Source organism: Pseudomonas sp. Eth.TT006 (assembly GCF_054456575.1).
This window is the reverse complement of sequence record NZ_JBTJEN010000004.1, coordinates 89,981-114,948: the sequence shown is the minus strand read 5'-3', so window position 1 is coordinate 114,948 and position 24,968 is coordinate 89,981. Positions and strand designations below refer to the sequence as shown.

The window sequence follows — 24,968 nt, the reverse complement described above, 5'->3', positions numbered from 1 at the left end:
GCAACATCGACTTACTTGAAAAGACCGTGAAGCTCGTCGAAGGCCTCATTCGACAGCGGCTGGAACCGGTTACGGCGCATTTCACTGAGGGCGTACAACGCCCGTCCGGTCCGGCCATTACCGTCACCGAAACCGTGGTAGCCGATTACTGTCGCGAGCAGTTGCTTGCTGAAGTGGTCATGGACTGCATCCAGTTTTTTCAGATGCTCTTGCATCAGCGCAAAACCGCCGATGCTGCTGGGGTATTTCACTTCTGGATGGACCCCGACACGCGACACATCCTTGGTCGCGTCGGCCAGTTTCACATGCAGTTCCTTGATCAAGTCAATGTCGTTCAGTGCACGGCTATCCGAGGCATATTCTCGCAGCGTGGCGATGACGTTATTGGGCCCCTCGTTTTTTATGGAGTTCGAGGAGTAAGCAATCCACGCACCTGCACGTTCGGCTTGATCCGTATAGCCATTGGGGTTATAGCGCACCTCCGGATATACGCCATCAAAAGGGGCGCTGCCAAGATCCCGTTTCAGTATGTTCAGCTGATAATCCTGAACGTACCGAAGATTACGGAGCTCCAGTTCACCCAGTATGTCCACTGTTTCCAGAAAATACGTATCGCCCGACGCTCGCATAGTTGCATAGCTGCTGGAGCTTTTTTCCAGATAAGTCTCCAGCAGCTCCTTCAGCGCTTTGTCACCTATCAATTGCTCCAGTTGTTTGTAGCTGGGAAACGTTCTGGCATTTTCAACTACCGCGTTTTGGAACAATCGATTCAGCTCTGTCGGCGAAGCATCTTTGGGCAACGGCACTTTGTTGTCAGTCAATCTCGTCAGGATCTGTGAGGCGGATTCAATAGTGTCATCCTTGAACAAGGCCCGGGCGTAGGCAACTGTATCCAGACTCTGACGAATTTCAGCACCGTTACCGGACTTGGCCAGGGCTTTGAGCAAATCATAGGAACCGCTGCCCCCCGACAGTGCCCGCAGTTGGCTGGCGCCGATGCGAGCAAACGCTTGTCCATGGGCCGTCAGTTTCAATATGCCTTTGCCCGCCAGACGGGCACCGCCCTGGAGGAGTTGTGGTACGCCGTCCAGCGGATTGAACGCCGAAATCAGCAGCCGTGAGCTGACTTTGCTCAAGTTCAACAGTTTCGAACCACTGGTCAACGCCTTGGCTACGGCGCCGGATGCGCCCCCGACCATCAACAGCGTCGTGGTCAGGTCGACAATGCAACTGGAAACGGTTTCGCTGTAGCGGTCGGCCTCTCCCGAGGCCAGGCCCTCGATGCACTGTTTGAACGGCACGATGATGTTCAACGCCGTATCGATAATATGGCGAAACTCGTCGGAGTTGCGTTGCCGTTCAGTCGTGTCGAAACCCTTGGCATAAAACTGTTTGTAGGTGGTAGGCGGGTTGTGTTCGGCGATGGTGTCACCGATCTCCTTGAAGCGCTGCGAATTGAAGCTGCGCAAAGGCGCCGGATAGTAGTAATCGATTGAATCCATGCGGTCATCCAGTTCGACGAAGCGATCAATCACAACGCCAGTGTCCAGTTCCCCTTCGCGAATCTTCTGTTCATTATCGAAGTACGATGGCCTGTGAATATTTGCGTGTGGCAACCACGTCTCCTCTTTGAAGTCCTCGTCCGTGTTTTTATAGATGCTGAACCAGTTGCTGTTACCGAGGGTGGCGCCTTGCAGGTAGGCATCGGCCAGCTGCGGGTTTTCACGGACCATGGCCTGGAGAGGAAACACCTCAAAGCAGTAAAGTTCCTGCTCGAATCTGGCAAGGATAATGACACCGAAGGCAGCGGTGTCGGCGGCGTCGCGAGGTCGATAGTTGCTGCCAAGCCCCGCGTGAGGCAAAAATCGTCGCACATGATAGATCGCGACCTTGCCGAACTCGAGGGCGAGACGTTGCCTTCTGTACATACGCGACAGGGCGATCCGCACCACAGTGCTTAAACCTGCCTTGTATTCGCTGAACTGCTTTTCTACTGCCGTCTGGTAAATATCGTTGATGGGTTCCAGTGTCAGCAGGCCAGGGTACTTTTCATAAATGCTGGTGCCGTTCTTCTTGTCATAGTTTCTTTGGCGTAAGAGCGGTGGCGTCATATACACATCGATGATGGAATCCGACACGTAGAGCTGCTTGTGATCAAGTCGTCTGAACAGGAGTGTTTTCGCTGGAATATTGAGGTCGTCCAGCTCGAGCTCCGCCAGGCGCCGACGACTGACCGGTTTCGCATTAACGGCCGCCAGGGCTTCGCTGGCCGTGTCGATATAGGCGTTATAGTCAGACAGTGCCTGTTGAACAATGTCTGCCTGCGGTCGTTTATCATCGACGGGCATCAATTGATTGATGTGAGCCCAATCCACGATGCATTTTACGGCTGCCCAATCCTGCAGGGTTTGTTGCTGTGAGCTGACGGGAGAAATTCCCGCCAGTCTCAGCAGATGTTCGTAGGACATATGACGGGAAAGACCAGGAACGGTGCTTTCGCTGACCAGGATCGCCTTGCGCAGCATCACCCATTCGGTGCTGCCGATGTGCACATTGCCAGGCGTGACGACCAGGAACTCCGGAGCGATTCCTGCCAATATCAACTCGGTCAAGAGCGGAGCGGCGGCCTCGTTTACACCGCGATGGTTAAACATTTCGCGATTTAATTCGTAGCGGATTGTATTGGCATCGAGTTGAACAAATGCCGAGTTATACAGCTTCTCTTCAACAAATCTCCGATTGCTTTCGACGCTCCCCAGTTCCACATCGAGCATGACCGCAGCCACGAGCATCTGGCTTCGCTGCTCTACACTCAGCGCGGTTTCGTCAGTGGGAATCTGCCAGCCCAGAGCGGTGTAACAAGTGTCAGCGAAGCTCTTCGCTTCGGCCGTCTCGATCAAGAGTGACCAACTGCTGCCTGGGTACTCTTTCAGGTAAGTTTCATTTCTGGTTACAAGCAGGGCGTCTGTCAGGTAGTTGATCAATCGCGCAGCGGGTGCGTTGTCCTTGTCGAGAAGTTTTTCTGTTTCTTTCTTAATGATCTGATATTGATTTTCCTCAATGCACAGCGCGTTTGAATCGGTGTGGTTTGAAATACCCCAGTAGTTGCCATGGCGTGTCGGAGCAGGAAAGTGGAATTCAAGAAAAGCAACAAGGTTCTCGACGCTGCTGATGCTGCCGGGGATATCCAGCTGATGAAAGTTGAGCCAGTCGAGTAGCGAAGTCTTTTCGGACGAGGAGATGGTGCGACGTGTGGTGGCAGCGGTTTTAACCAGCAGATCAATATCGGACTTCAGCTCCTCAATCGCCGACAGCTCAACCGTTATATCGGCTTGCTCAATGAACGTGCCAATCGACTGTTCGACTGTCCAGGCCTGGAAAACTTGTCCGTTTTCATTGATTTGCGTCCAACTGTCCTGCGGGAACTCTTGCGCGGAGAGCAGGGTAGTGAACTGTGGTGAGCGGGTCACTCGACGCAAGAGTGATGCTGCCGAGTCATGCGCGGCATGGAATGAACTGCCTTTTACGCTCAGAACCAGAAGCTGTCTGATATTGATAATGGTTTTGCTGTAGTAATACTCAACGGTGTCGGGGGATTTGCGCTTTATCAATGCATCTTTCAGAGTCTTGGCGATGGAGGCGCGCTCCTCTTGTTCGGCACTCAGTTGTTCTGGCGCGAAAAGTGATGGTGACAGTTCCATGTTCGTATTGTCCGTGTATGAAAGTCTGGTGTTGCGGTGGAAAATATATAGAGGGTCATTTTATTTGTGTTTTTAAAATTGATGTCCGATTGTGTGCCTTGCAGGTATCAGCTTATTTCGGACGAGTGGCATCAGGGTGTTTTTATTCAATAAATGAACGAGCTGGCGAGTTAGCGTGTCGGGGGTCGATTACATTATTAAACACAGGTGTTCAATGAGTCTGATTGTTTCAATGGCGGCATTTGCATTAGTGGCTTCCATCACCCCGGGGCCAGTGAATATCGTGGCGCTGAGCTCCGGCGCGCAGTTCGGCTTTCGTGCCAGCCAGCGGCACGTGGCCGGCGCTACTCTCGGTTTTGTGTTGTTGTTGGTACTGATGGGATTGGGGCTGCATGAACTGCTGCAGGTGTGGCCGTTTCTGACTCGCCTGGTGCAGTGGGGCGGGGTGGCGTTTCTATTGTTCATGGCCTGCAAACTGGCGGCAGATGACGGGCAGTTGAATACCACTGAGTCCGGTCGGGCGCCGTCCATGCTGTACGGCGCGGTGATGCAATGGCTCAACCCCAAGGCCTGGCTCGCGTGCGTGGCGGGGATGGGCGCGTTCGTCGCCGATGGCGAGGCGCGGCTGGTGTGGCAGTTTGCGGCGGTGTATCTGGTGATCTGCTATGTGTCGGTGGGATGCTGGGCGTATGCGGGGACGTTCCTGCGCGGTTACTTGAATAATCCTGCGGGAATGAGGTGGTTCAATCGGGTGATGGCGGCTTTGCTGGCGGCTAGTGCGGTTTATCTGTTGCTGCCGTGAGACCTTAGGAGGATATCTGGCGGCGGGGCTGACGTATTCGCGAGCAAGCCCGCTCCCACAGGGTTTGCAGGGGGGCAAAAGAATTGGATTCAGCCGCGATATTGTCCCGGTGTGGCGGCAAGATGTTGTTTGAACACGCGTTGAAAATGCGCCTGATCCGAGAAGCCGGCTTTCAGTGCCACATCGGCGATCAACTCACCGTTGCGCAACCGTTCGCGGGCAAACTGGATGCGCTGGTTGACCAGAAACGCATGCGGCGTCATGCCGTAATGCTGCTTGAAGGCGCGGATCAGATAGGACGGCGATAACTGCGCGGCGGCGCAGATGTCGTCGAGGCTGAGCAGCTCGGTGCAATGTTCGCGGATATGCCCGGCGGCGCGTTCCAGCTTGAAGTTGGGTTCGCGTGCTGGCGCCGGGGCCGGGTTCAGGCGCCGTTGCAGATCGCTGAAAAACTCCACCGCCATGCTTTCCTTGCGCAACACATCCTGCTGGCTGTCGATCAGTACCGCATAGAGCTTTTGCAAGGCATCGAACAGATCCGCGTCGCTCAGGTGCGTCTCGTGAAAGCGCTGAAATCCTGCTTCGCCACTGAATCCTGTCTGCCGCTGCAAATCTGTCAGCCAGGGCGTTTCCACATACAGCATCAGGTACGACCATGGCTGGTCATCGATCGGATTGCAGGCATGTACATCGCCGGGGTTCATCAGCACCACGGTGCCGGTGGTGACTTCAAATTCTGCCTGTTCGTGAAGGTAAGTACTGCGCCCGGCAGTGATCGCGCCGATGGAAAAGTGCGCATGGGAATGTCGCGAATAGCAGACCTCTCGACCGTCGGCGATCGCCCGGGCCTCGATGAAAGGCAGGGCGTCATCACGCCAGAAGCGCGGCGCTTGTTCAGGATTTTTCGTGGCAGCGTGTTTCATCGTGTGGGTTCCCGGCAGGCCAGAACCGCAGTGTATTAGCTCTGGCCGGCAAAGGCCCGTTCCAGTTCGGCGATCTCGAGCTTTTTCATGGTGAACATGGCTTGCATCGCCCGTTGCGCCTTGCGGGTATCGGCGTCCAGCATCATGCGCATGAATGCCTCCGGCACGATCTGCCACGATACCCCGAACTTGTCCTTGAGCCAGCCGCATTGCTGAGCTTCGACCGGGCCATCGGCGGACAGCTTGTCCCAGAAGTGGTCGACCTCTGCCTGATTCTGGCAGTTGACCTGAAACGAAATCGCCTCGCTGAACTTGAACATCGGCCCGCCATTGAGACCTGTGAAACTGTGGCCGTCCAGTTCGAAACTGACGGTCATCACCGCGCCTTCCGGCTTGCCGTGGAATTCCTGGCCGACCTTGCTGTAACGGGTCAGGCCGGTGATTTTCGAGTGAGGGAAGATCGAGCAGTAGAAGTTTGCCGCTGCCTCGGCCTGATCATCGAACCACAGGCACGGCGTGATTTTCTGGAAACGTTGCATGGCAGTCATCCTCGGCAGGTTGGACACGCGGGATTTTCAGCGTAGTCATTCTCTGGTCGAATGGCGGGGTCCCCAATCGACAAGTGCTACGCAATTCAGTCAACACCCGAAACCTGTGGGAGCTGGCTCGCAGATAGTTGTGGGAGCGAGCTTGCTCGCGAAAGCGTCGGCTCAGTCAGCGCGATAACAACTGACAGATTGCGATCGCAAGCACGCTTGCTCCTTCCAGGGTCGATGTGTGAAGGCCTCTGCGCTCAACCGCGAATAAACGCCAGCAGATCCGCATTGATCGTCGTCGCCTCGGTGGTCGGCATCCCGTGCGGGAACCCCGGATACGACTTCAGCGTGCCGTTGGGCAGCAGTTTCGCCGACAACGGTCCCGAGTTCGCGTACGGCACTATCTGGTCGTCCTCGCCGTGCATCACCAGCACCGGCATCGTGACTTTCTTCAGGTCTTCGGTGAAATCGGTCTGCGAGAAGGCGACGATCCCGTCGTAATGCGCCTTGGCGCCGCCAATCATGCCCTGGCGCCACCAATTGCTGATGATCCCCTCGGAGGGCTTGGCGTCTGGTCGGTTGTAGCCGTAGAACGGACCGCTGGGAATGTCGCGATAGAACTGCGCGCGATTCGCCGCCAGTTGCGCCTGAAAATCATCAAACACCGATTTCGGCAATCCGCCGGGATTGCTTTCGGTCTTGACCATCAGCGGCGGCACCGCGCTGATCAGCACGCCTTTGGCCACATTGTCCTGACCGTGGCGGGCGATGTAGTGGATGACCTCTCCGCCACCGGTGGAATGCCCGACATGCACGACGTTCTTCAGCCCCAAGTGTTTGACCACCGCGAGCACATCGTCGGCGTAGTGATCCATGTCGTGGCCGTGTCCGACCTGACTTGAGCGGCCGTGACCCCGGCGGTCATGGGCAACCACCCGAAAGCCTTGCCCGAGAAAGAACAGCATCTGCGCATCCCAGTCATCCGAGCTGAGCGGCCAGCCGTGGTGGAAATGGATCACCGGGGCGTCTTTCGGGCCCCAGTCCTTGTAGAAGATTTCGACGCCGTCGTTGCTGGTGACAAATCCCATATTCGCGACTCCTGACCAATGAGAGGGGTGACCGCGCTCGTAGCAGATGGCTCGGGTGAGCGCCGTTATCAGCCAGAAGATTAAAGTCGACATTTTTGCGTTGAGGCATGACCGGTGGTCGCAACGTCTGGCTGGATGCGCAAAACAGGCTTTGCTGAAAGGGATAAGCGCGAGGCGCGCACAGGCTGGCAGGCCGTAGCGGCGCCCCTTCAGAACACCGTGAGTCTGAGGAAATCCCCCGATGCTGACCTTGAATATCAATGGCAAGGATCAGGAACTCGATGTGCCGGCCGACATGCCGCTGCTTTGGGTCCTGCGTGATGTGGCGCACCTGACCGGTACCAAATTCGGCTGTGGCATGGCGCAGTGCGGCGCCTGCACGGTGCATGTCGACGGCGCGCCACTGCGCGCCTGCATCACCCCCGCCACGGCCGTGGCCAACGGCCAGAAAATCCTCACCATCGAAGGCCTGTCCAGCGACGGCTCGCACCCGGTGCAGCAAGCCTGGGCCGAACTCGATGTGGTGCAGTGCGGTTACTGCCAGTCCGGGCAGATCATGTCCGCCGCCGCGCTGCTGGCGAAGATCCCCAAACCCACCGACAGCGATATCGATCAGGCGCTCTCCGGCAATATCTGCCGCTGTGGCACTTATCCGCGAATCCGCGCGGCTGTGAAACGTGCGGCCGAGATTGGCTGATTGGGGGCAGACATGAACATTCCTGTATCGCGTCGTGGTTTTCTCAAGGGCAGCGCCGTGCTCGGTGGCGGTCTGGTGGTGGGCTTTGTAGTGCCCGGTGCGCATCGCTTTGCCCGGGCGGCGGAGAATGAGGGGAAAGTTTTTGCACCGAATGCGTTCTTGCGCATCGCCGCTGACAACAGCGTGACGGTGTTGCTCGGGCATTCGGAAATGGGTCAGGGCATCTGGACCGGTCTGACCATGCTGATTGCCGAAGAGCTGGACGCCGACTGGTCGCAGATCCGCGTCGAACACTCGCCGGCCTCGGCGGCCGATTACGGCATGCCAGCGTTTGGCGGGATGCAGATTACCGGCGGCTCGACCTCGACCTGGATGGAATTCGACCGTTACCGTCTCGCTGGGGCCACGGCACGGCAGATGCTGGTGGAGGCGGCGGCCAAACGCTTCAACGTTGCCGCGTCGACGATTCGCACCGAATCCGGTGTGGTGATGGCCGGCGATCAACGCGCGACCTACGGCGAACTGGCCGACGCCGCCGGGCAGTTGCCAGTGCCGGATCCGCAGTCGATCACCTTCAAGGAGGCCAAGGACTGGAAAGTCATCGGCAAACCGACCAAGCGTCTCGATACCCCGGAAAAAATCACCGGCCGCGCCATTTTCGGCATGGACGTGCAGTTCGACGGCTTGATGACTGCGATGGTCGTGCGCGCGCCGGCGTTCGGCGCGACTGTCAGATCCTTCGAAGGCGCCGAGGCGCTGGCGGTGCCCGGCGTGCACAAGGTGGTGCAAGTGCCGAGCGGCGTGGCGGTGATCGCCGAGCATTATTGGGCGGCGAAACTCGGCCGCGATGCGTTGAAGGTCGAGTGGGACATGGGCCCGCACGCCGACCTGAGCAGCCAGGGCCTGCTCGACAGCTTCCGCAAACTGGCGGCGACTCCGGGCACGTCGGCCGCTCAGGCCGGGGATGCCAAGGGCAGCTTCGACAAGGCCGCGAAGAAAATCGAGGTCGAGTACAGCGTGCCGTATCTGGCCCACGCGCCGATGGAACCGCTCAATTGCACGGTGAAAATCAGCGCCGAGAAGTGCGAGATCTGGACCGGCACGCAGTTTCAGACCCTCGACCAGATGATCGCCGGCAAGATCACCGGGCTCAAACCCGAGCAGGTGGAAATTCACACCGAATTCCTCGGCGGCGGTTTCGGGCGCAGGGCCAACCCGACCTCGGACTTCGTCGCCGAAGCGGTGCAGGTGGCGAAAGCCGCCGGGGCGCCGGTGAAAACCGTGTGGTCCCGTGAGGACGACATCCGTGGCGGTTATTACCGCTCGATGTTCCTGCATCAGGCGCGCATCGGTCTGGATGCGCAGGGGATGCCATTGAGCTGGCAGCATGTGCTGGTCGGGCAATCGATCATGACCGGCACGCTGCTGGAAGCGACCATGGTCAAGAACGGCATCGATCCGACTTCGGTGGAGGGCGTGGCCGACAGCCCGTATCTCAAGAGTCTGGCCCATCAGCAGGTGGAACTGCATTCACCGCAGACCGGGATCAATGTGCTGTGGCTGCGTTCGGTGGGACATAGCCACACCGCGTTTGTCATGGAATCGCTGATTGATGAAATGGCCACGGCGGCGGGCAAGGATCCGGTGGAATACCGTCGCACCCTGCTCAAGGAGCATCCACGGCATCTCGGCGTACTGAATCTGGCGGTGGAAAAGGCCAACTGGCGCGCGCCGCTGCCGGACGGGCATGCCTTGGGCGTGGCGGTGCACGAGTCGTTCGGCAGTTACGTGGCGCAGGTCGCCGAGGTCTCGCAGGACAATCTGGCGATCCGCGTGCACCGCGTGGTGTGCGCGGTGGACTGCGGGATTGCGGTCAATCCGCAGAGCATCGCGGCGCAGATGGAGTCGTGCATCACCTTCGGCCTGGGCATGGCGCTGCACAGCAAACTGACGCTGAAAAACGGCATGGTCACCCAGTCCAACTATCACGATTATCAGGTGCTGCGGCTCAATGAAATGCCGCAGGTCGAAGTGCACATCGTGCCCAGCAGCGACAAGCCGGGCGGGATCGGCGAGGCCGGTGTGCCGCCTACCGCGCCGGCGGTGGCGAATGCGCTGTACGCCCTGACCGGGCAACGCTTGCGGGAACTGCCGCTGCAATTGTCGGGGGTGTGAGATGAAACGTCATTTGCTGTTGGGCACGATGGTTCTGCTGGGGCTGGGCGGCTACGCCTCGGAGCTGTTCGCCGATGATCAGGAAGCGCTGAAGGCGTTCGCCACGGTGCAGAAGGTGTTCCAGAGCCCGCGTTGCCAGAACTGCCATATTCCCGGTGATGCGCCGCTGCAGTTCGACGCCGGCACTCCGCACGCGATGAACGTGGTGCGTGGCATGGACGGCAAGGGCGCCGCCGGTCTGCCCTGCGCCACCTGCCACGCCGAGAGCAATCCGCCGGCCAGTTACGGCCCGCACGCGCCACCGGGGGCACCGCACTGGAGCCTGCCGCCGGCCGCGCACAAGATGGCCTGGATCGGCCTGCCACCCGACAAGTTGTGCGCGATGATCAAGGATCGCTCCAGCAACGGCGACCGGGATTTCGCCGCGCTGATCAAGCACGTCAGCGACGACAAACTGGTACTGTGGGGCTGGAATCCCGGGGCAGGGCGCGCGCCGGTGCCGGTGCCGCACGATATCTTTGTGAACCAGTTCAAGCTCTGGGCCGATGCCGGCGGGCCATGCCCGGTGGCTGGAGGTTGACGGGTGTGAGTCCGGCAGGAATCAGACTACGATTGAGCCCTTGACCTCGATGGAGTGCGCGATGCTGGCCCCGAGTAAACCTGCCAATGAAACGGTGCGAATCCAGGCGTTGCATGGCCTGAAACTGGATTCCGCACCCGAAGAACGTTTCGACCGCCTGACCCGTCTGGCCAAACGCCTGTTCAACGTGCCGATTGCCCTGGTCACGCTGGTGGACAAGGACCGGCAATGGTTCAAATCCTGCGTCGGGCTCGACGTCAATGAAACCCCGCGCGATGTGTCGTTCTGCGGGCACGCGATTCTCCAGGACGAACTGCTGCTGATACCCGATGCCAGGCAGGATGAACGCTTTCATGACAATCCGCTGGTCACCGGCGCGCCGAACATCCGCTTCTACGCGGGCTATCCGCTGACCGTGCCCAACGGCAACAAAATGGGCACGCTGTGCCTGATCGACACCCGGCCACGCCAGCTCGACGATGAAGAACGCGGCCTGTTACGCGATCTGGCGGGCATGGCCGAGCAGGAGTTGATGGCGGTGCAGATGGCCAACATGGACGAGCTGACGCTGCTGTCCAACCGCCGCGGCTTCAAGCAACTGGCGCAGCATGCGCTGGACGCCTGCGCCCGGCTGGAGCGCCCGGCGACGCTACTGTTTTTTGACCTCAATGATTTCAAGCAGATCAACGATCTGTATGGGCATGCCGAGGGCGACCACGCGCTGAAGACCTTTGCCGATGTGCTGCGGATTGCCTTTCGCGAGAGCGACGTGATCGGGCGTTTGGGCGGGGATGAGTTCGTGGCGCTGCTGACCGGCTCCTGTGAAGTCGAAACCACGGCGATCATGGCTCGGCTCAAGGAGATTCTTGATGAGCGTAATGCCACGTTGCACCGCGGTTACGCCATCCGTTTCAGTGTCGGGCAGATTGCCTACGACCCGCAGCGTCACGACAGCATCGATGGGTTGCTGAAAGCTGCCGATGGGGCGATGTATGCGCACAAGCAGGCGTTGAAAAAGGCGAGGTGAACACCTGTAGGAGTGAGCCTGCTCGCGATAGCGTCGGGTCAGCAACAATGATGTCTCTGGACCACCGCTATCGCGAGCAGGCTCACTCCTACAAAGGATTTGGGGGCTCAACAAATCGTGGGCATAAAAAACCCGCCTGAAGAGGCGGGTTTTTTATTGGCAGCGCGAAGATTACTCTTCGATGTTGCCCATGGCGGTGGTGTTGAAGCCGCCGTCCACGTACATGATTTCACCGCTGATGCCCGACGCCAGGTCGGAGCACAGGAAGGCGCCGGCGTTGCCGACTTCTTCGATGGTGACGTTGCGGCGCAGTGGGGTTTGCGCTTCGTTGGCGGCCAGCATCTTGCGGAAGTTTTTGATACCGGAAGCTGCCAGAGTACGGATCGGGCCGGCCGATACGCAGTTGACGCGGGTGCCGTCCGGACCCAGGGAACCGGCCAGGTAACGTACGCCGGCTTCCAGCGAAGCCTTGGCCATGCCCATCACGTTGTAGTTCGGCATGGTGCGCTCGGCGCCCAGGTACGACAGGGTCAGCAGGCTGCCGTTGCGGCCTTTCATCATTTCGCGACCGGCTTTGGCCAGGGCCACGAAGCTGTAGGCGCTGATGTCGTGAGCGATGCGGAAACCTTCGCGGGTGGTGGCTTCGGTGAAGTCGCCGTCCAGTTGGTCGCCCGGGGCGAAGCCGACGGAGTGCACGATGCAGTCCAGGCCGTCCCACTTCTTGCTCAGTTCTTCGAAGACCTTGGCGATTTCTTCATCGCTGGCCACGTCGCACGGGAAGCACAGCTCAGGGCTCGAACCCCAGCCCTGTGCGAACTCTTCAACGCGACCCTTGAGTTTGTCGTTCTGATAAGTGAAGGCAAGCTCAGCGCCCTCGCGATGCATGGCGGCAGCGATGCCGGATGCGATGGACAGCTTGCTGGCGACACCGACGATCAGTACGCGCTTACCGGCGAGAAAACCCATGTGTTGCTCCTCTTTCAGGTTATTGCGCAGTGGCTGGTGCCAGAAAAGCGGCTTCCAGCAACTGCTGTGTATACGGATGTTTGGGCGCGGCAAAGATCTCTTGCGCCGCTCCCTGTTCGACCACTTGGCCATGCTTGACCACCATCAGCTGGTGGCTCAGCGCTTTGACGACAGCCAGGTCATGGCTGATGAACAAATACGTCAGGTTGTACTTGGCTTGCAGTGAACGCAACAGCTCCACCACTTGCCGCTGCACCGTCCGGTCGAGCGCCGAGGTCGGCTCGTCCAGCAGGATCAGCGCCGGTTTCAGCACCAAAGCCCGGGCAATGGCGATACGTTGCCGTTGCCCACCGGAAAATTCGTGGGGGTAGCGGTGCCGGGTTTCCGGATCCAGACCTACCTCCTTCAATGCCGCAATAATCGCCGCTTCCTGCTCGGCCGCGGTGCCCATCTTGTGAATCCGCAGGCCTTCGCCCACGATGTCGTTGACGCACATTCGCGGGCTCAGGCTGCCGAACGGGTCCTGAAACACCACCTGCATCTCCCGCCGCAACGGGCGAACCTCGTTCTGCGTCAGGCAGTCTAGCTGCTTGCCTTCAAAGCGGATCGCGCCTTTGCTGCCGATCAGCCGCAAAATCGCCAGACCCAGGGTGGATTTACCGGAACCGCTTTCACCCACAATCCCCAACGTCTGACCCTGGGGCAGGCTGAAATTGATGCCGTCCACTGCCTTGACGTAATCCACCGTGCGCTTGAGCAGGCCTTTCTTGATCGGGAACCAGACTTTCAGGTCCGCGACTTCGAGCAGCGGCGCGCCGATTTTATTGCTCGCCGGGCCGCCGCTGGGCTCCGCGCCGAGCAATTCCCGAGTGTACGGATGCTGCGGCGAACGGAACAGCTCTGCGCACGATGCCTGTTCGACGATGCAACCGCGCTGCATGACACATACGCGATGCGCAATTCTTCGCACCAGGTTCAAATCGTGACTGATCAGCAGCAGCGACATGCCCAATCGAGCCTGAAGTTCCTTGAGCAAATCGAGGATTTTCAGCTGAACGGTCACGTCGAGCGCGGTGGTCGGTTCGTCGGCAATCAGCAGTTCCGGCTCGTTGGCCAGGGCCATGGCGATCATCACCCGTTGACGCTGGCCGCCGGACAATTCGTGGGGCAGGGCCTTGAGGCGCTTGTGCGGCTCGGGGATGCCGACCATCTCCAGCAGTTCCAGCGTGCGTCTGGTCGCGACTTTGCCGCTCAGGCCCTTGTGGATGCCCAACACCTCGTTGATCTGCTTCTCGATCGAATGCAGCGGATTGAGTGAGGTCATCGGCTCCTGAAAAATCATCGCGATGCGGTTGCCGCGAATATGGCGGATGGTTTTCTCGCTCAACCCCAGCAGGTTCTGCCCGGAATAATTGATGCTGCCGGCCGGATGGCGGGCCAGCGGGTAGGGCAGCAAACGCAGGATCGAATGCGCAGTCACCGATTTGCCCGAGCCGGATTCGCCGACCAGCGCCAGGGTTTCGCCACGTTTGATATCGAAGCTCACGCCTTCGACCACGCGATGCACGCGTTCACCAAAACCGAATTCGACGGCGAGGTCGCGCACTTCGATCAGATTGTCCTGATTCATTTCACTTCCTCGGGTCGAAGGCATCGCGAGCGGACTCGCCGATAAACACCAGCAGACTCAACATCAGCGCCAGCACGGCAAACGCGCTGATGCCCAGCCACGGCGCCTGCAGGTTGGATTTGCCCTGGGCCACCAGCTCACCCAGCGACGGACTGCCGGCCGGCAAGCCGAAACCGAGGAAGTCCAGTGCGGTGAGGGTGCCGATGGCGCCGGTGAGGATGAACGGCATGAAAGTCATGGTCGAGACCATGGCGTTGGGCAGAATGTGGCGGAACATGATCGCGCCGTTCTGCATGCCCAGCGCCCGCGCCGCGCGTACATATTCAAGGTTGCGCCCGCGCAGGAATTCGGCACGCACCACGTCGACCAGGCTCATCCACGAGAACAGCAGCATGATCCCCAGCAGCCACCAGAAATTTGGCTGGACGAAACTGGCAAGGATGATCAGCAGGTACAACACCGGTAGCCCCGACCAGATCTCCAGAAAACGCTGGCCGGCCAGATCGACCCAGCCGCCATAGAAACCCTGCAGGGCGCCGGCAATCACCCCGATGATCGAGCTGAGCACGGTCAGGGTCAGGGCGAACAGCACCGAGATGCGGAAGCCGTAGATCACCCGTGCCAGCACGTCGCGGCCCTGATCATCGGTGCCCAGCAGGTTGTCCGCCGAGGGCGGGGCCGGGGCCGGGACCTTCAGGTCGTAGTTGATGCTCTGGTAGCTGTAGGGAATCGGCGCCCACAACACCCAGGCGTCCTTGGCCTTGAGCAGTTCGCGGATGTACGGGCTTTTGTAGTTGGCCTCCAGCGGGAATTCGCCGCCGAAAGCAGTTTCCGGGTAGCGCTTGATCGCCGGGAAGTACCAACTGTTGTCGTAATGCACCACCAGCGGTTTGTCGTTGGCGATCAGCTCGGCGCCGAGGCTCAGGCCGAACAGAATCAGGAACAGCCACAGCGACCACCAGCCGCGCTTGTTGGCCTTGAACAGTTCGAAGCGGCGGCGGTTGAGAGGGGACAGGTTCATCTCAATGCTCCCGGCTGGCGAAGTCGATGCGCGGATCGACCAGGGTGTAGGTGAGGTCGCCGATCAGTTTCACCACCAGCCCGAGCAGGGTGAAGATAAACAGGGTGCCGAACACCACCGGGTAATCGCGGTTGATCGCCGCTTCGAAACTCATCAGACCGAGGCCGTCGAGGGAGAAGATCACCTCGACCAGCAACGAGCCGGTGAAGAAAATCCCGATAAACGCCGATGGGAAACCGGCAATCACCAGCAGCATGGCGTTGCGGAACACGTGGCCGTAGAGCACGCGGTTGCGCGTCAGGCCCTTGGCCTTGGCGGTGACAACGTATTGCTTGTTGATCTCGTCGAGAAAGCTGTTTTTGGTCAGCAGGGTCATGGTCGCGAAGTTGCCGATTACCAGCGCCGTCACTGGCAGCGCCAGGTGCCAGAAGTAATCGAGGATCTTGCCGCCCAGGCTCAGCTCATCGAAGTTGTTCGAGGTCAGGCCGCGCAACGGGAACCAGTCCAGATAGCTGCCGCCGGCGAACACCACGATCAGCAGGATCGCAAACAGGAACGCCGGAATCGCGTAGCCGATGATGATCGCAGAACTGGTCCACACGTCGAAATGGCTGCCGTGCCGCGTGGCCTTGGCGATCCCCAGCGGGATCGACACCAGGTACATGATCAGCGTGCTCCACAAGCCGAGGGAGATCGACACCGGCATTTTTTCCTTGATCAGGTCGATGACCTTGGCGTCGCGGAAGAAGCTGTCGCCGAAGTCCAGCTGCGCGTAGTTCTTGACCATGATCCACAGGCGTTCCGGGGCCGACTTGTCGAACCCGTACATGTGCTCGATTTCCTTGATCAGCGCCGGGTCCAGGCCCTGCGCGCCGCGATAGGCGGAGCCGGCCACCGAGACTTCGGCACCGCCGCCGGCGATGCGGCTGGTGGCGCCCTCGAAGCCTTCGAGCTTGGCGATCATCTGTTCCACCGGGCCGCCGGGCGCGGCCTGGATGATCACGAAGTTGATCAGCAGGATGCCGAACAGGGTGGGGATGATCAGCAGCAGTCGCCGAAAAATATACGCCAGCATCTGATTACTCCGTGCCCACAGGGTCGGCTTGCAGTTTGGTTTCGACTTCTACGGCGGGTTTCGCGTCGGGCTTGACCCACCAGGTGTTAATCCCGATGTCGTACTTGGGCGAGACTTTCGGGTGGCCGATGTGGTTCCAGTAGGCCACGCGCCAGGTCTTGATGTGCCAGTTGGGGACCACGTAATAGCCCCATTGCAGCACCCGGTCCAGCGCCCGGGCGTGGGCCACCAGGCTGCTGCGCGAATCGGCGTTGATCAGGCTTTCCACCAGCTGATCGATGATCGGATCCTTCAGGCCCATGGTGTTGCGGCTGCTCGGTTTGTCGGCGGCGGCGCTCATCCAGAATTCGCGCTGCTCATTACCCGGCGAGTTGGATTGCGGGAAGCTGCCGACCATCATGTCGAAGTCCCGCGAGCGCACGCGGTTGATGTACTGCGAAACGTCAACGCGGCGGATTACCAGATCGATACCGAGGTCGGCGAGGTTGCGCTTGAATGGCAGCAGCACGCGCTCGAACTCGGTCTGTGCCAGCAGGAACTCGATGACCACCGGTTTGCCGTTGGCATCGACCATTTTGTCGTCGACGATCTTCCAGCCGGCCTCTTGCAGCAGTTGATAGGCCTCGCGCTGCTGGGCGCGGATCATGCCGCTGGCGTCGGTCTTCGGGTTCTCGAAGGCTTCGCTGAACACCTGCGCCGGCAGCTTGCTGCGGAACGGTTCGAGGATCGCCCGTTGTTCGGCATCCGGCAGGCCGGTGGCGGCCATTTCCGAGTTCTCGAAATAGCTGCGGGTGCGGAAGTAGGCGCCGTTGAACAGCTGTTTATTGGTCCATTCGAAATCGAACAGCAGACCGAGCGCCTGACGCACCCGCACATCCTGGAACACCGGGCGCCGCAGGTTGAAGACGAAACCCTGCATGCCGGTCGGGTTGCTGTTGGCGATCTGTTCCTTGATCAGTCGACCTTCGGTGACCGCCGGGATGTTGTAGGCGTTGGCCCAGTTTTTCGCGGTCATTTCCAGCCAGTAATCGAACTGTCCGGCTTTCAGCGCTTCGACGGCGACGGTGTTGTCGCGGTAGTAATCGGTGGTCATCACGTCGAAATTGTAGAAGCCGCGATTGACCGGCAGGTCCTTGCCCCAATAGTCCTTGACCCGCTCGTAGCGCACCGAGCGTCCGGCCTTCACTTCGGCGACCCGGTAGGGGCCGCTGCCCAGCGGAATTTCCAGATTGCCCTTGGTGAAATCGCGAGTGGCCCACCAGTGTTTCGGCAGCACCGGCAACTGCCCGAGGATCAGCGGCAGCTCGCGATTGTTGGTGTGCTTGAACTTGAACAGGACCTTGAGCGGGTCTTCGGCGATCACTTCCTCGACATCGCTGTAGTAACCGCGAAACAGTGGCGAGCCGTCCTTGGTCAGGGTCTGGAAACTGAACACCACGTCTTCGGCGCGCACCGGGTGGCCGTCATGGAAACGCGCTTCCGGGCGCAGGTAGAAGCGCACCCAGCTGTTGTCCGGGGCCTTTTCGATCTTGCTGGCGATCAAGCCGTATTCGGTGAACGGCTCGTCGAGGCTGTGCTTGGTCAGGGTGTCGTAGATCTGCCCGACGTCATCGGCCGGCACGCCTTTGCTGATGAACGGGTTGAGGCTGTCGAAGCCGCCGAAACCGGCCTGACGAAAGATCCCGCCCTTGGGCGCGTCAGGGTTCACGTAGTCGAACTGCTTGAAGTCGGCCGGGTATTTCGGCGGCTCGTTGTACAGGGTCACGGCGTGTTGCGGGGCGGCGCAGGCCAGCCCGGCGAACAGCAGACCGCTGGCCTGCAGGAGCAGGGCGCGGATGGGCGTCATTTATTGTTCTCCGAAGACTTCAGCCACCACGCGCTCAGGCCCAGGGTGTAGGGCGGCGTGGTGACGAAGGCCAACCGGTTGCGGTAGGCCAGTCGGTGGTAATTGAGGTACCAGTTGGGAATGCTGTAGTGCTGCCACAGCAGCACGCGGTCGAGTGCCTTGCCGGCGGCAACCTGTTCATCGCGGGTTTGCGCGGCGAGCAACTGTTCCAGCAGGTGATCGACCACCGGGTTGGCAATGCCGGCGTAATTCTTGCTGCCCTTGACCCCGACCTGACTGGAGTGGAAGTACTGCCATTGCTCCAGGCCCGGGCTGAGCGTCTGGTTCAGCGTCATCAGGATCATGTCGAAATCGAACTGATCCAGACGTTGTTTGTACTGGGCGCGATCCACCGTACGCAGGCGCGCGTCGATGCCGATGCTGTTGAGGTTCTCGATGTACGGCTGGAGGATCCGCTCAAGGTTGGGATTGACCAGCAACAGCTCGAAGCTCAGTGGCTGGCCTGCGGCGTTCTGCAGACGCTGGCCGTTGAGCTTCCAGCCAGCGTTGGCCAGCAGTGTCAGGGCCTTGCGCATGGTTTCACGGGGGATGCCTCGACCATCGGTCTGCGGCAAGGTGAATGGTTCGGTGAACAGTTGCGCCGGCAATTGTTCCTTGTACGGCTTGAGCATCAGCCACTCATGGCCGATCGGCAGCCCGCTCGCGGAAAACTCGCTGTTGGGGTAGTAACTGCTGGTGCGTTTGTAGGCGTCGCTGAACAGCGTGCGGTTGGTCCACTCGAAGTCGAACATCAGGCCCAGCGCTTCGCGGACCTTGACGTCGCTGAAGGTCGCACGCCGGGTGTTCATGAACAGGCCCTGGCTCTGGGTCGGAATCTGGTGCGGAATCTGCGCCTTGATCACCTCGCCACGGCGGATCGCCGGGAAGTTGTAGCCGTTGGCCCAGTTCTTCGCCTGATGCTCGATATAGATGTCGAATTCGCCAGCCTTGAACGCTTCGAAGGCGACGTCGCTGTCGCGGTAGAACTCGACTTCCATGCGATCGAAGTTGTACTTGCCGCGATTGACCGCCAGGTCCTTGCCCCAGTAATCCTTGACCCGCTCGAAGATCAGCTGCCGCCCCGGCGTCACCGAAGTGATGCGATACGGGCCGCTGCCCAGCGGTGGTTCGAAGGTGGTGGCCTTGAAGTCGCGGCCTTTCCAGTAATGTTGCGGCAGCACTGGCAACTCGCCCAGACGCAGGATCAGCAGCGGATTGCCTGAGCGTTTCATCACGAAACGAATGCGTTGCGGGCTGAGGATGTCGACCCGCGAGACTTCCTGCAGGGCGGTGCGGTACAGCGGATGGCCGTCCTTGAGCAGGGTTCGATAGGAGAACGCCACGTCATAGGCGGTGATCGGCGTGCCATCGTGAAAGCGCGCCTCGGGGCGCAGATTGAACACCACCCAGCTGCGATCTTCGCTGTACTCCACCGATTGCGCGATCAGCCCGTAGCTCGACGCCGGCTCGTCACCCGACGGCGAGTACTGGCCGGTGCCGACCATCAGCGGCTCGTTCAGCTCGTTGATGCCGTACTGCAGGAAATTCGGCGTGGTGACCGGGCTGGTGCCCTTGAAGGTGTAGGGGTTGAGCGTGTCGAAGGTGCCAAACGCCATCACCCGCAACGTACCGCCCTTGGGCGCTTGCGGGTTGACCCAGTCGAAGTGGGTAAATCTGGCCGGGTACTTGAGCGTGCCGAACTGCGCATAACCGTGACTTTCGGTAATCGTCGCGCTTGCGGGTGAGCTCAAGGCCAGGCTGATCAGGAACAGCAGGAGGGGACGCTTCAAGTCAGATCCGATCCAGGCGGCTTGGGCTTTGTGGGCCGTACAGTAACAGCTTGTCTGGGCAGGAAAAAGATAGCGGGTTAATGCGCTGTTAATCGTTTGCGCGAAGAGCCCCTCACCCTAACCTTCTCCCGGGGGGAGAGGGGACTGATCGCGGTGTTTTGATGGGCTGCGCCGACGTGCGATACCGAGCCGAACTCAGATTTTGAAAAGCCCCCGGTCGGCTCCCTTTCCCCTCTCCCCCTTGGGGGAGAGGGCTGGGGTGAGGGGGTTGGATCTATCAAGCGACGCATTCCTCAGGTCAAAAAAAAGCCCCTGAAAACTCAGGGGCTTTTTTGTCAGTGCGGCTGATAAACCGTGAGCATCTGCCCAGGCTTGAGTGCCTTGCCTGCACCCGGATTCCAACGCTTGAGATGCTGCATCTCGACGTTGAAGCGCTTGGCTACCACATACAGAGTGTCGCCACGCTTGACCTTGTACTGGGTCTGCTGCGCGCTGTCGTCCTTGCCTTTGCTCTTGCTGTTGGCGGCGATCACCGTGTTCACACGGCCGGACTTGCGAGCCGGCGCACGCTTGGTGGTGTCTTGCATGACCAGGGTCTGGCCGACCTTGAGGTTCTTGCCGGTCAGCTTGTTCCAGCGCTGCAGATCCTTGACTTCGACCTTGTTCGCCTTGGCGATGGAACCGAGGTTGTCGCCACGCTTCACGCGATAAGCACGCTTGAGCTGTGCCACTTCAGTCGGATCGGCGCCTTCGAATACCGGTTTCAGCGAGCGCGGGCTGATCAGCTCTTCCGGGCGCATGGTCTGCAGGCTGGCCGTCAGCAGTTGCGCCTTGGACGTCGGCACCAGCAGATGCTGCGGGCCGTCGACGGTGGTGCGCTGTTTGAAGGCCGGGTTGAGCTGGAACAGTTCGTCTTCGTCGATATTGGCCACCGCTGCAACCTTGGACAGGTCCATGCGCTGGTTGATTTCGACGACCTGGAAATACGGTTCGTTGGCGATCGGGTTGAGGTTCACCCCGTAGGCTTCCGGCGCCAGTACCACTTGCGACAGCGCCAGCAGTTTCGGCACGTAGGCCTGGGTTTCCGCCGGCAATGACGACAGGTTCCAGTAATCGGTTGGCAGGCCGAGCTTCTCGTTACGCTCGATGGCGCGGCTGACCGTGCCTTCGCCAGCGTTGTAGGCGGCCAGGGCCAGCAGCCAGTCACCGTTGAACATATCGTGCAGCCGGGTCAGGTAATCCATCGCGGCGGTGGTCGAGGCGGTGATGTCGCGACGACCGTCATAAAACCGCGTCTGGCGCAGGTTGTAGTAGCGCCCGGTGGACGGGATGAACTGCCACAGGCCCGAGGCGTCGGACCGCGAGTAGGCCATCGGGTTGTAGGCGCTCTCGATCACTGGCAGCAGGGCCAGCTCCAGCGGCATGTTGCGCTCTTCAAGACGCTCGACGATGTAATGAATGTAGAGACTGCCGCGTTCGCCGGCGCTCTCGAGAAAGGAAGGGTTGCTGGCAAACCACAGACGCTGTTGTTCGATGCGCGGGTTCACGCCCAGGCCGTCCTGCAGCTGAAAACCGCCGCGCATCCGCTCCCAGATGTCCTGAGGCACCTGCGGGCTGGGCTTTTCGCTCAGCCAGATCGGCTTCTGCTTGGCGCGCGCAGCAATATTCGGCGTATGGCTCGCTTCAGACTGCGGAGCATGGCTGGAGCAGCCCGCCAGAGTGGCGGACACAGCCACCGCGATGGCTTGAGCCAGGCGGGTCAACGTGTCTGAATTGACGGACTTACGTATGGATGACGACATTGGCTGGAAGTAAGTTCCGGGCAAAAATGTCGGGCGATTCTAGAAAGCGCACCCCCTGCGGTCAACCATTCAGAATTTCTGTAGCAGCGGGTGAGTCACTTAGAACGTATCTTTCCAGGCTCGCAACGCCGCAAAAACCTCACTCGGCGCCCGGTTTTGAGCGCCCGCCCGTTCGTCCACTTTTTGTTTAACTAATGTTTCAGCGGTGCGCAAAAACGGATTGGTGAGCTTTTCCAGGGCCAGGGTCGAGGGCAGGGTCATCACGCCTTTTTCGCGTTTTTCGCTGACGTCTTTCAGACGGGCGGCGATGTCCGGATTGTCCGGTTCGACGGCGGCGGCAAACTTCAGGTTGCTCAGGGTGTATTCGTGGGTGCAATACACCAGCGTATCCTCGGGCAGGGCGGCGAGGCGGCTCAGCGAGTGGTGCATCTGCTGCGGGGTGCCTTCGAATAGCCGCCCGCAACCGGCGGCGAACAGCGTGTCGCCACAGAACAGCAGGCCGTGATGGTAATAGGCGATGTGCCCCAGGGTGTGACCCGGCACCGCATAGACAGCAAAATCCCAACCGAGGACGCTGACCGTGTCGTTATCCTCGAGCGCCACATCGCGTCCCGGGATGTTTTCGCTGGCCGGGCCGTAGACCTTGGCGCCGGTCGCCGCTTTCAGGCGTTCGACGCCGCCGACGTGGTCGTGGTGATGGTGGGTGATCAGAATATCGCTCAGCACCCAGTCCGGATGGGCGTCAAGCCAGGCCTGCACCGGCGCGGCATCGCCCGGATCGACCACCGCGCAGCGTTGGTTGCGGTGATCCTGTAACAACCAGATGTAGTTGTCGGTGAACGCGGGCAGGGCACTGATCTGTATCATCGGGGGAATTCGCCAAGCGGAAAACATTGGCGCATCTTAGAGCTTCTAGCGGCGTTGGAGAATGACATGACCGATAAAGCGTTCGCTCAGGCCGATCCCGACTGGCTGGCGTTGATCGGCGCGGCCCGTGAATGGCTGGCCGGCCCGCTCGGGCAATTTCTGCTGGATGAAGAACGGCGCATGCTTGAAGACGAGTTGGGGCGCTTCTTTGGTGGTTATCTGGTGCATTACGGGCCGTCCGCCGAGACCCCGCCATCGGCGCCGCAGGTGCAGCGCAACGTACGCCTGGGGGCGCCGTTGCCAGGGGTGGAGATCGTCTGCGAGGAACAGGCCTGGCCGTTGAGCGAGCATGCCGCCGATGTGGTGGTATTGCAGCATGGTCTGGATTTCTGCCTGTCGCCCCACGGTTTGCTGCGTGAAGCGGCGAGCAGCGTGCGCCCCGGCGGGCATCTGCTGATCATCGGCATTAACCCCTGGAGCACTTGGGGCCTGCGCCATGTATTTGCCCAGGACGCCTTGCGCCAGGCACGCTGCATCTCGCCGTCGCGGGTCGCCGACTGGCTCAACCTGCTGGGCTTTGCGCTGGAGAAACGCCGCTTCGGGTGCTATCGTCCGCCGCTCGCGTCGCCCAAGTGGCAGGCTCGACTGGCCGGCTGGGAACGCAGGGCCGGTCACTGGCAACTGTCGGGCGCAGGCTTCTATTTACTGGTCGCGCGCAAGATCGTGGTCGGCCTGCGCCCGCTGCGTCAGGAGCGCCGCGAGCCGATGGGCAAGCTGATTCCGCTGCCGATGGCCAAGGTCAATCGTCGTCGTATCGAACCGTAAACCTTCTTTTTATCGTGGCCGGACCTGCTCCGGCCCGGGCCATCGTCGATCCGTGATTGACGAGGCCAGGCATTTTTTTCTGGATAGAGTGGCATGAGCGAAAGCGTCGATAGCGTAGAACTGTTCACCGACGGCGCCTGCAAGGGCAACCCCGGCCCGGGCGGCTGGGGCGCCTTGCTGGTGTGCAAGGGCGTGGAAAAGGAACTGTGGGGCGGCGAGGCCAACACCACCAACAACCGCATGGAACTGCTCGGCGCGATCCGCGGCCTCGAAGCCTTGAAACGCCCGTGCGAAGTGTTGCTGGTGACCGACTCGCAATACGTGATGAAGGGCATCAACGAGTGGATGGCCAACTGGAAGAAACGCGGCTGGAAAACCGCGGCGAAAGAGCCAGTGAAAAACGCCGACCTGTGGAAAGAGCTGGACGAGCAGGTCAACCGCCACAAAGTCACCTGGAAATGGGTGCGCGGACACATCGGGCATCACGGCAACGAACGAGCTGACCAGTTGGCTAACCGTGGGGTGGATGAAGTACGCGGTTACAAGCAGAGCTGAGTCTTCTCTCGTATTCGTGTCGCGCCCATTCGCGAGCAAGCTCGCTCCCACAGGGGATCGCAATTCCCTTGTAGGAGCTGCCGAAGGCTGCGATCTTTTGATCTTGCTTTTAACGCGAAACCAGATCAAAAGATCGCAGCCTTCGGCAGCTCCTACAGGGTTGGTGGCGAGCGTGTTAACATCGCCGCTTTTGCACGATTGACCCCGTTGAGAACTGAACACTGATGGCCACCAGATCCGTTGTACTCGATACCGAAACCACCGGCATGCCGGTGACCGATGGTCACCGGATCATTGAAATCGGTTGTGTCGAACTGATCGGTCGGCGCCTGACGGGCCGGCACTTTCACGTCTACCTGCAACCGGATCGCGAAAGTGACGAAGGCGCGATCGGCGTTCACGGCATCACCAACGAATTCCTGGTCGGCAAGCCGCGTTTCGCCGAAGTCGCCGACGAGTTCTTCGAGTTCATCAAAGGCGCGCAGCTGATCATCCATAACGCGGCGTTTGACGTTGGCTTCATCAACAACGAATTCGCCCTGATGGGTCAGCACGATCGCGCCGACATCACCCAGCATTGCACCATCCTCGATACCCTGATGATGGCCCGGGAACGTCACCCGGGGCAGCGCAACAGCCTCGACGCCTTGTGCAAACGCTATGGCGTCGACAACTCCGGCCGCGAACTGCACGGCGCCTTGCTCGACTCGGAGATTCTCGCCGACGTCTACCTGACCATGACCGGTGGCCAGACCAGCCTGTCGCTGGCGGGCAACGCCTCCGACGGCAATGGCACGGGCGAGGGCGCGGACAATTCTGCCACCGAAATCCGCCGCCTGCCGGCCGATCGTCAGCCGGCGCGGATCATTCGGGCGACGGAAGAAGAGCTGGCGGCGCACATGGCGCGGCTGGAGATTATCGCCAAGTCGGCGGGTGGGCCGGCGCTGTGGACGCAGATTGCCGAGGCGGATGCTCAGGCTTGAAAGCCCAAGATCAAAAGATCGCAGCCTGCGGCAGCTCCTA

General features: G+C 60.1%; 20 protein-coding genes. 8 read left to right on the top strand and 12 right to left on the bottom strand.

Going from position 1 to position 24,968, the window contains the following annotated elements:
* Window positions 1-11: 11 nt before the first annotated feature.
* Window positions 12-3,701, bottom strand: coding sequence for a hypothetical protein (locus ACXR0M_RS08230; RefSeq protein ID WP_458831437.1), 3,690 nt, complete (start codon window positions 3,699-3,701; stop codon window positions 12-14).
* Between the two features lie 214 nt (window positions 3,702-3,915).
* Between ACXR0M_RS08230 and ACXR0M_RS08225 the strand changes: the two genes are divergently transcribed.
* Window positions 3,916-4,503 carry a LysE family translocator gene (locus ACXR0M_RS08225; RefSeq protein ID WP_458831436.1) on the top strand — a complete coding sequence of 196 codons (588 nt, stop codon included), beginning with the start codon at window positions 3,916-3,918 and terminating at the stop codon, window positions 4,501-4,503.
* An 89-nt stretch (window positions 4,504-4,592) separates the two neighbouring features.
* Here ACXR0M_RS08225 and ACXR0M_RS08220 read toward each other — a convergent pair whose 3' ends face one another.
* From ACXR0M_RS08220 to ACXR0M_RS08210, 3 genes are all read right to left on the bottom strand, one after another.
* Complete coding sequence (locus ACXR0M_RS08220; RefSeq protein WP_458831435.1) at window positions 4,593-5,426, bottom strand: helix-turn-helix transcriptional regulator; 834 nt, start codon at window positions 5,424-5,426, stop codon at window positions 4,593-4,595.
* Between the two features lie 35 nt (window positions 5,427-5,461).
* Window positions 5,462-5,965 (bottom strand): VOC family protein, encoded by a 504-nt coding sequence (locus ACXR0M_RS08215; protein WP_458831434.1) that lies wholly within the window; start codon window positions 5,963-5,965, stop codon window positions 5,462-5,464.
* Between the two features lie 254 nt (window positions 5,966-6,219).
* Window positions 6,220-7,050 (bottom strand): alpha/beta fold hydrolase, encoded by an 831-nt coding sequence (locus ACXR0M_RS08210; protein WP_458831433.1) that lies wholly within the window; start codon window positions 7,048-7,050, stop codon window positions 6,220-6,222.
* Window positions 7,051-7,291: 241 nt separating this feature from the next.
* Between ACXR0M_RS08210 and ACXR0M_RS08205 the strand changes: the two genes are divergently transcribed.
* The 4 genes from ACXR0M_RS08205 to ACXR0M_RS08190 all read left to right on the top strand — a co-directional run bounded on the left by ACXR0M_RS08205 (window position 7,292) and on the right by ACXR0M_RS08190 (window position 11,529).
* Window positions 7,292-7,747 (top strand): (2Fe-2S)-binding protein, encoded by a 456-nt coding sequence (locus tag ACXR0M_RS08205; protein ID WP_458831432.1) that lies wholly within the window; start codon window positions 7,292-7,294, stop codon window positions 7,745-7,747.
* A 12-nt stretch (window positions 7,748-7,759) separates the two neighbouring features.
* Window positions 7,760-9,922, top strand: a complete 2,163-nt coding sequence (locus ACXR0M_RS08200; protein ID WP_458831431.1) for a xanthine dehydrogenase family protein molybdopterin-binding subunit — start codon at window positions 7,760-7,762, stop codon at window positions 9,920-9,922.
* Between the two features lies 1 nt (window position 9,923).
* Window positions 9,924-10,502, top strand: a complete 579-nt coding sequence (locus tag ACXR0M_RS08195; RefSeq protein ID WP_458831430.1) for a hypothetical protein — start codon at window positions 9,924-9,926, stop codon at window positions 10,500-10,502.
* A 61-nt stretch (window positions 10,503-10,563) separates the two neighbouring features.
* On the top strand, window positions 10,564-11,529 hold the full coding sequence (locus ACXR0M_RS08190) for a sensor domain-containing diguanylate cyclase (protein WP_458831429.1): 966 nt from the start codon (window positions 10,564-10,566) through the stop codon (window positions 11,527-11,529).
* Window positions 11,530-11,700: 171 nt separating this feature from the next.
* On the opposite strand, the gene fabI is transcribed toward ACXR0M_RS08190, so the two are convergent.
* The 8 genes from fabI to gloB form a co-directional block, all read right to left on the bottom strand.
* Complete coding sequence (gene fabI, locus ACXR0M_RS08185) at window positions 11,701-12,495, bottom strand: enoyl-ACP reductase FabI (protein ID WP_003202751.1); 795 nt, start codon at window positions 12,493-12,495, stop codon at window positions 11,701-11,703.
* Between the two features lie 19 nt (window positions 12,496-12,514).
* Entirely contained in the window at window positions 12,515-14,125 is a 1,611-nt protein-coding gene (locus ACXR0M_RS08180; protein WP_458831428.1) for an ABC transporter ATP-binding protein, read from the bottom strand.
* A gap of 1 nt (window position 14,126) precedes the next feature.
* Window positions 14,127-15,146, bottom strand: coding sequence for an ABC transporter permease (locus ACXR0M_RS08175; RefSeq protein ID WP_458831427.1), 1,020 nt, complete (start codon window positions 15,144-15,146; stop codon window positions 14,127-14,129).
* 1 nt (window position 15,147) lies between these two features.
* Window positions 15,148-16,221, bottom strand: coding sequence for a microcin C ABC transporter permease YejB (locus ACXR0M_RS08170; RefSeq protein WP_095139628.1), 1,074 nt, complete (start codon window positions 16,219-16,221; stop codon window positions 15,148-15,150).
* Window positions 16,222-16,225: 4 nt separating this feature from the next.
* Window positions 16,226-18,067: an extracellular solute-binding protein gene (locus tag ACXR0M_RS08165; RefSeq protein ID WP_458831426.1), complete on the bottom strand. Its 1,842-nt coding sequence runs from the start codon at window positions 18,065-18,067 to the stop codon at window positions 16,226-16,228.
* Window positions 18,064-19,896: an extracellular solute-binding protein gene (locus ACXR0M_RS08160; protein WP_458831425.1), complete on the bottom strand. Its 1,833-nt coding sequence runs from the start codon at window positions 19,894-19,896 to the stop codon at window positions 18,064-18,066. The genes ACXR0M_RS08165 and ACXR0M_RS08160 overlap by 4 nt, the downstream gene beginning before the upstream one ends.
* A gap of 335 nt (window positions 19,897-20,231) precedes the next feature.
* On the bottom strand, window positions 20,232-21,698 hold the full coding sequence (locus tag ACXR0M_RS08155) for a LysM peptidoglycan-binding domain-containing protein (protein ID WP_458831424.1): 1,467 nt from the start codon (window positions 21,696-21,698) through the stop codon (window positions 20,232-20,234).
* Window positions 21,699-21,797: 99 nt separating this feature from the next.
* Window positions 21,798-22,565, bottom strand: coding sequence for a hydroxyacylglutathione hydrolase (gloB, locus tag ACXR0M_RS08150; RefSeq protein ID WP_458831423.1), 768 nt, complete (start codon window positions 22,563-22,565; stop codon window positions 21,798-21,800).
* Window positions 22,566-22,631: 66 nt separating this feature from the next.
* Between gloB and ACXR0M_RS08145 the strand changes: the two genes are divergently transcribed.
* The 3 genes from ACXR0M_RS08145 to dnaQ all read left to right on the top strand — a co-directional run bounded on the left by ACXR0M_RS08145 (window position 22,632) and on the right by dnaQ (window position 24,928).
* Window positions 22,632-23,390 (top strand): methyltransferase domain-containing protein, encoded by a 759-nt coding sequence (locus ACXR0M_RS08145; RefSeq protein WP_458831422.1) that lies wholly within the window; start codon window positions 22,632-22,634, stop codon window positions 23,388-23,390.
* A 93-nt stretch (window positions 23,391-23,483) separates the two neighbouring features.
* Window positions 23,484-23,945 carry a ribonuclease HI gene (gene rnhA, locus ACXR0M_RS08140; protein ID WP_003224162.1) on the top strand — a complete coding sequence of 154 codons (462 nt, stop codon included), beginning with the start codon at window positions 23,484-23,486 and terminating at the stop codon, window positions 23,943-23,945.
* Window positions 23,946-24,169: 224 nt separating this feature from the next.
* A complete protein-coding gene (gene dnaQ, locus ACXR0M_RS08135; protein ID WP_458831421.1) occupies window positions 24,170-24,928 on the top strand; it encodes a DNA polymerase III subunit epsilon in 759 nt (252 codons plus the stop codon).
* Window positions 24,929-24,968 lie beyond the last annotated feature (40 nt).

What these genes read in the sequence shown, in the direction of transcription:
- ACXR0M_RS08230 (WP_458831437.1), bottom strand. Translation starts at nt 3,701, where the DNA reads ATGGAACTGTCACCATCACTTTTCGCGCCAGAACAACTGAGTGCCGAA.
- ACXR0M_RS08225 (WP_458831436.1), top strand. Translation starts at nt 3,916, where the DNA reads ATGAGTCTGATTGTTTCAATGGCGGCATTTGCATTAGTGGCTTCCATC.
- ACXR0M_RS08220 (WP_458831435.1), bottom strand. Translation starts at nt 5,426, where the DNA reads ATGAAACACGCTGCCACGAAAAATCCTGAACAAGCGCCGCGCTTCTGG.
- ACXR0M_RS08215 (WP_458831434.1), bottom strand. Translation starts at nt 5,965, where the DNA reads ATGCAACGTTTCCAGAAAATCACGCCGTGCCTGTGGTTCGATGATCAG.
- ACXR0M_RS08210 (WP_458831433.1), bottom strand. Translation starts at nt 7,050, where the DNA reads ATGGGATTTGTCACCAGCAACGACGGCGTCGAAATCTTCTACAAGGAC.
- ACXR0M_RS08205 (WP_458831432.1), top strand. Translation starts at nt 7,292, where the DNA reads ATGCTGACCTTGAATATCAATGGCAAGGATCAGGAACTCGATGTGCCG.
- ACXR0M_RS08200 (WP_458831431.1), top strand. Translation starts at nt 7,760, where the DNA reads ATGAACATTCCTGTATCGCGTCGTGGTTTTCTCAAGGGCAGCGCCGTG.
- ACXR0M_RS08195 (WP_458831430.1), top strand. Translation starts at nt 9,924, where the DNA reads ATGAAACGTCATTTGCTGTTGGGCACGATGGTTCTGCTGGGGCTGGGC.
- ACXR0M_RS08190 (WP_458831429.1), top strand. Translation starts at nt 10,564, where the DNA reads ATGCTGGCCCCGAGTAAACCTGCCAATGAAACGGTGCGAATCCAGGCG.
- fabI (WP_003202751.1), bottom strand. Translation starts at nt 12,495, where the DNA reads ATGGGTTTTCTCGCCGGTAAGCGCGTACTGATCGTCGGTGTCGCCAGC.
- ACXR0M_RS08180 (WP_458831428.1), bottom strand. Translation starts at nt 14,125, where the DNA reads ATGAATCAGGACAATCTGATCGAAGTGCGCGACCTCGCCGTCGAATTC.
- ACXR0M_RS08175 (WP_458831427.1), bottom strand. Translation starts at nt 15,146, where the DNA reads ATGAACCTGTCCCCTCTCAACCGCCGCCGCTTCGAACTGTTCAAGGCC.
- ACXR0M_RS08170 (WP_095139628.1), bottom strand. Translation starts at nt 16,221, where the DNA reads ATGCTGGCGTATATTTTTCGGCGACTGCTGCTGATCATCCCCACCCTG.
- ACXR0M_RS08165 (WP_458831426.1), bottom strand. Translation starts at nt 18,067, where the DNA reads ATGACGCCCATCCGCGCCCTGCTCCTGCAGGCCAGCGGTCTGCTGTTC.
- ACXR0M_RS08155 (WP_458831424.1), bottom strand. Translation starts at nt 21,698, where the DNA reads ATGTCGTCATCCATACGTAAGTCCGTCAATTCAGACACGTTGACCCGC.
- gloB (WP_458831423.1), bottom strand. Translation starts at nt 22,565, where the DNA reads ATGATACAGATCAGTGCCCTGCCCGCGTTCACCGACAACTACATCTGG.
- ACXR0M_RS08145 (WP_458831422.1), top strand. Translation starts at nt 22,632, where the DNA reads ATGACCGATAAAGCGTTCGCTCAGGCCGATCCCGACTGGCTGGCGTTG.
- rnhA (WP_003224162.1), top strand. Translation starts at nt 23,484, where the DNA reads ATGAGCGAAAGCGTCGATAGCGTAGAACTGTTCACCGACGGCGCCTGC.
- dnaQ (WP_458831421.1), top strand. Translation starts at nt 24,170, where the DNA reads ATGGCCACCAGATCCGTTGTACTCGATACCGAAACCACCGGCATGCCG.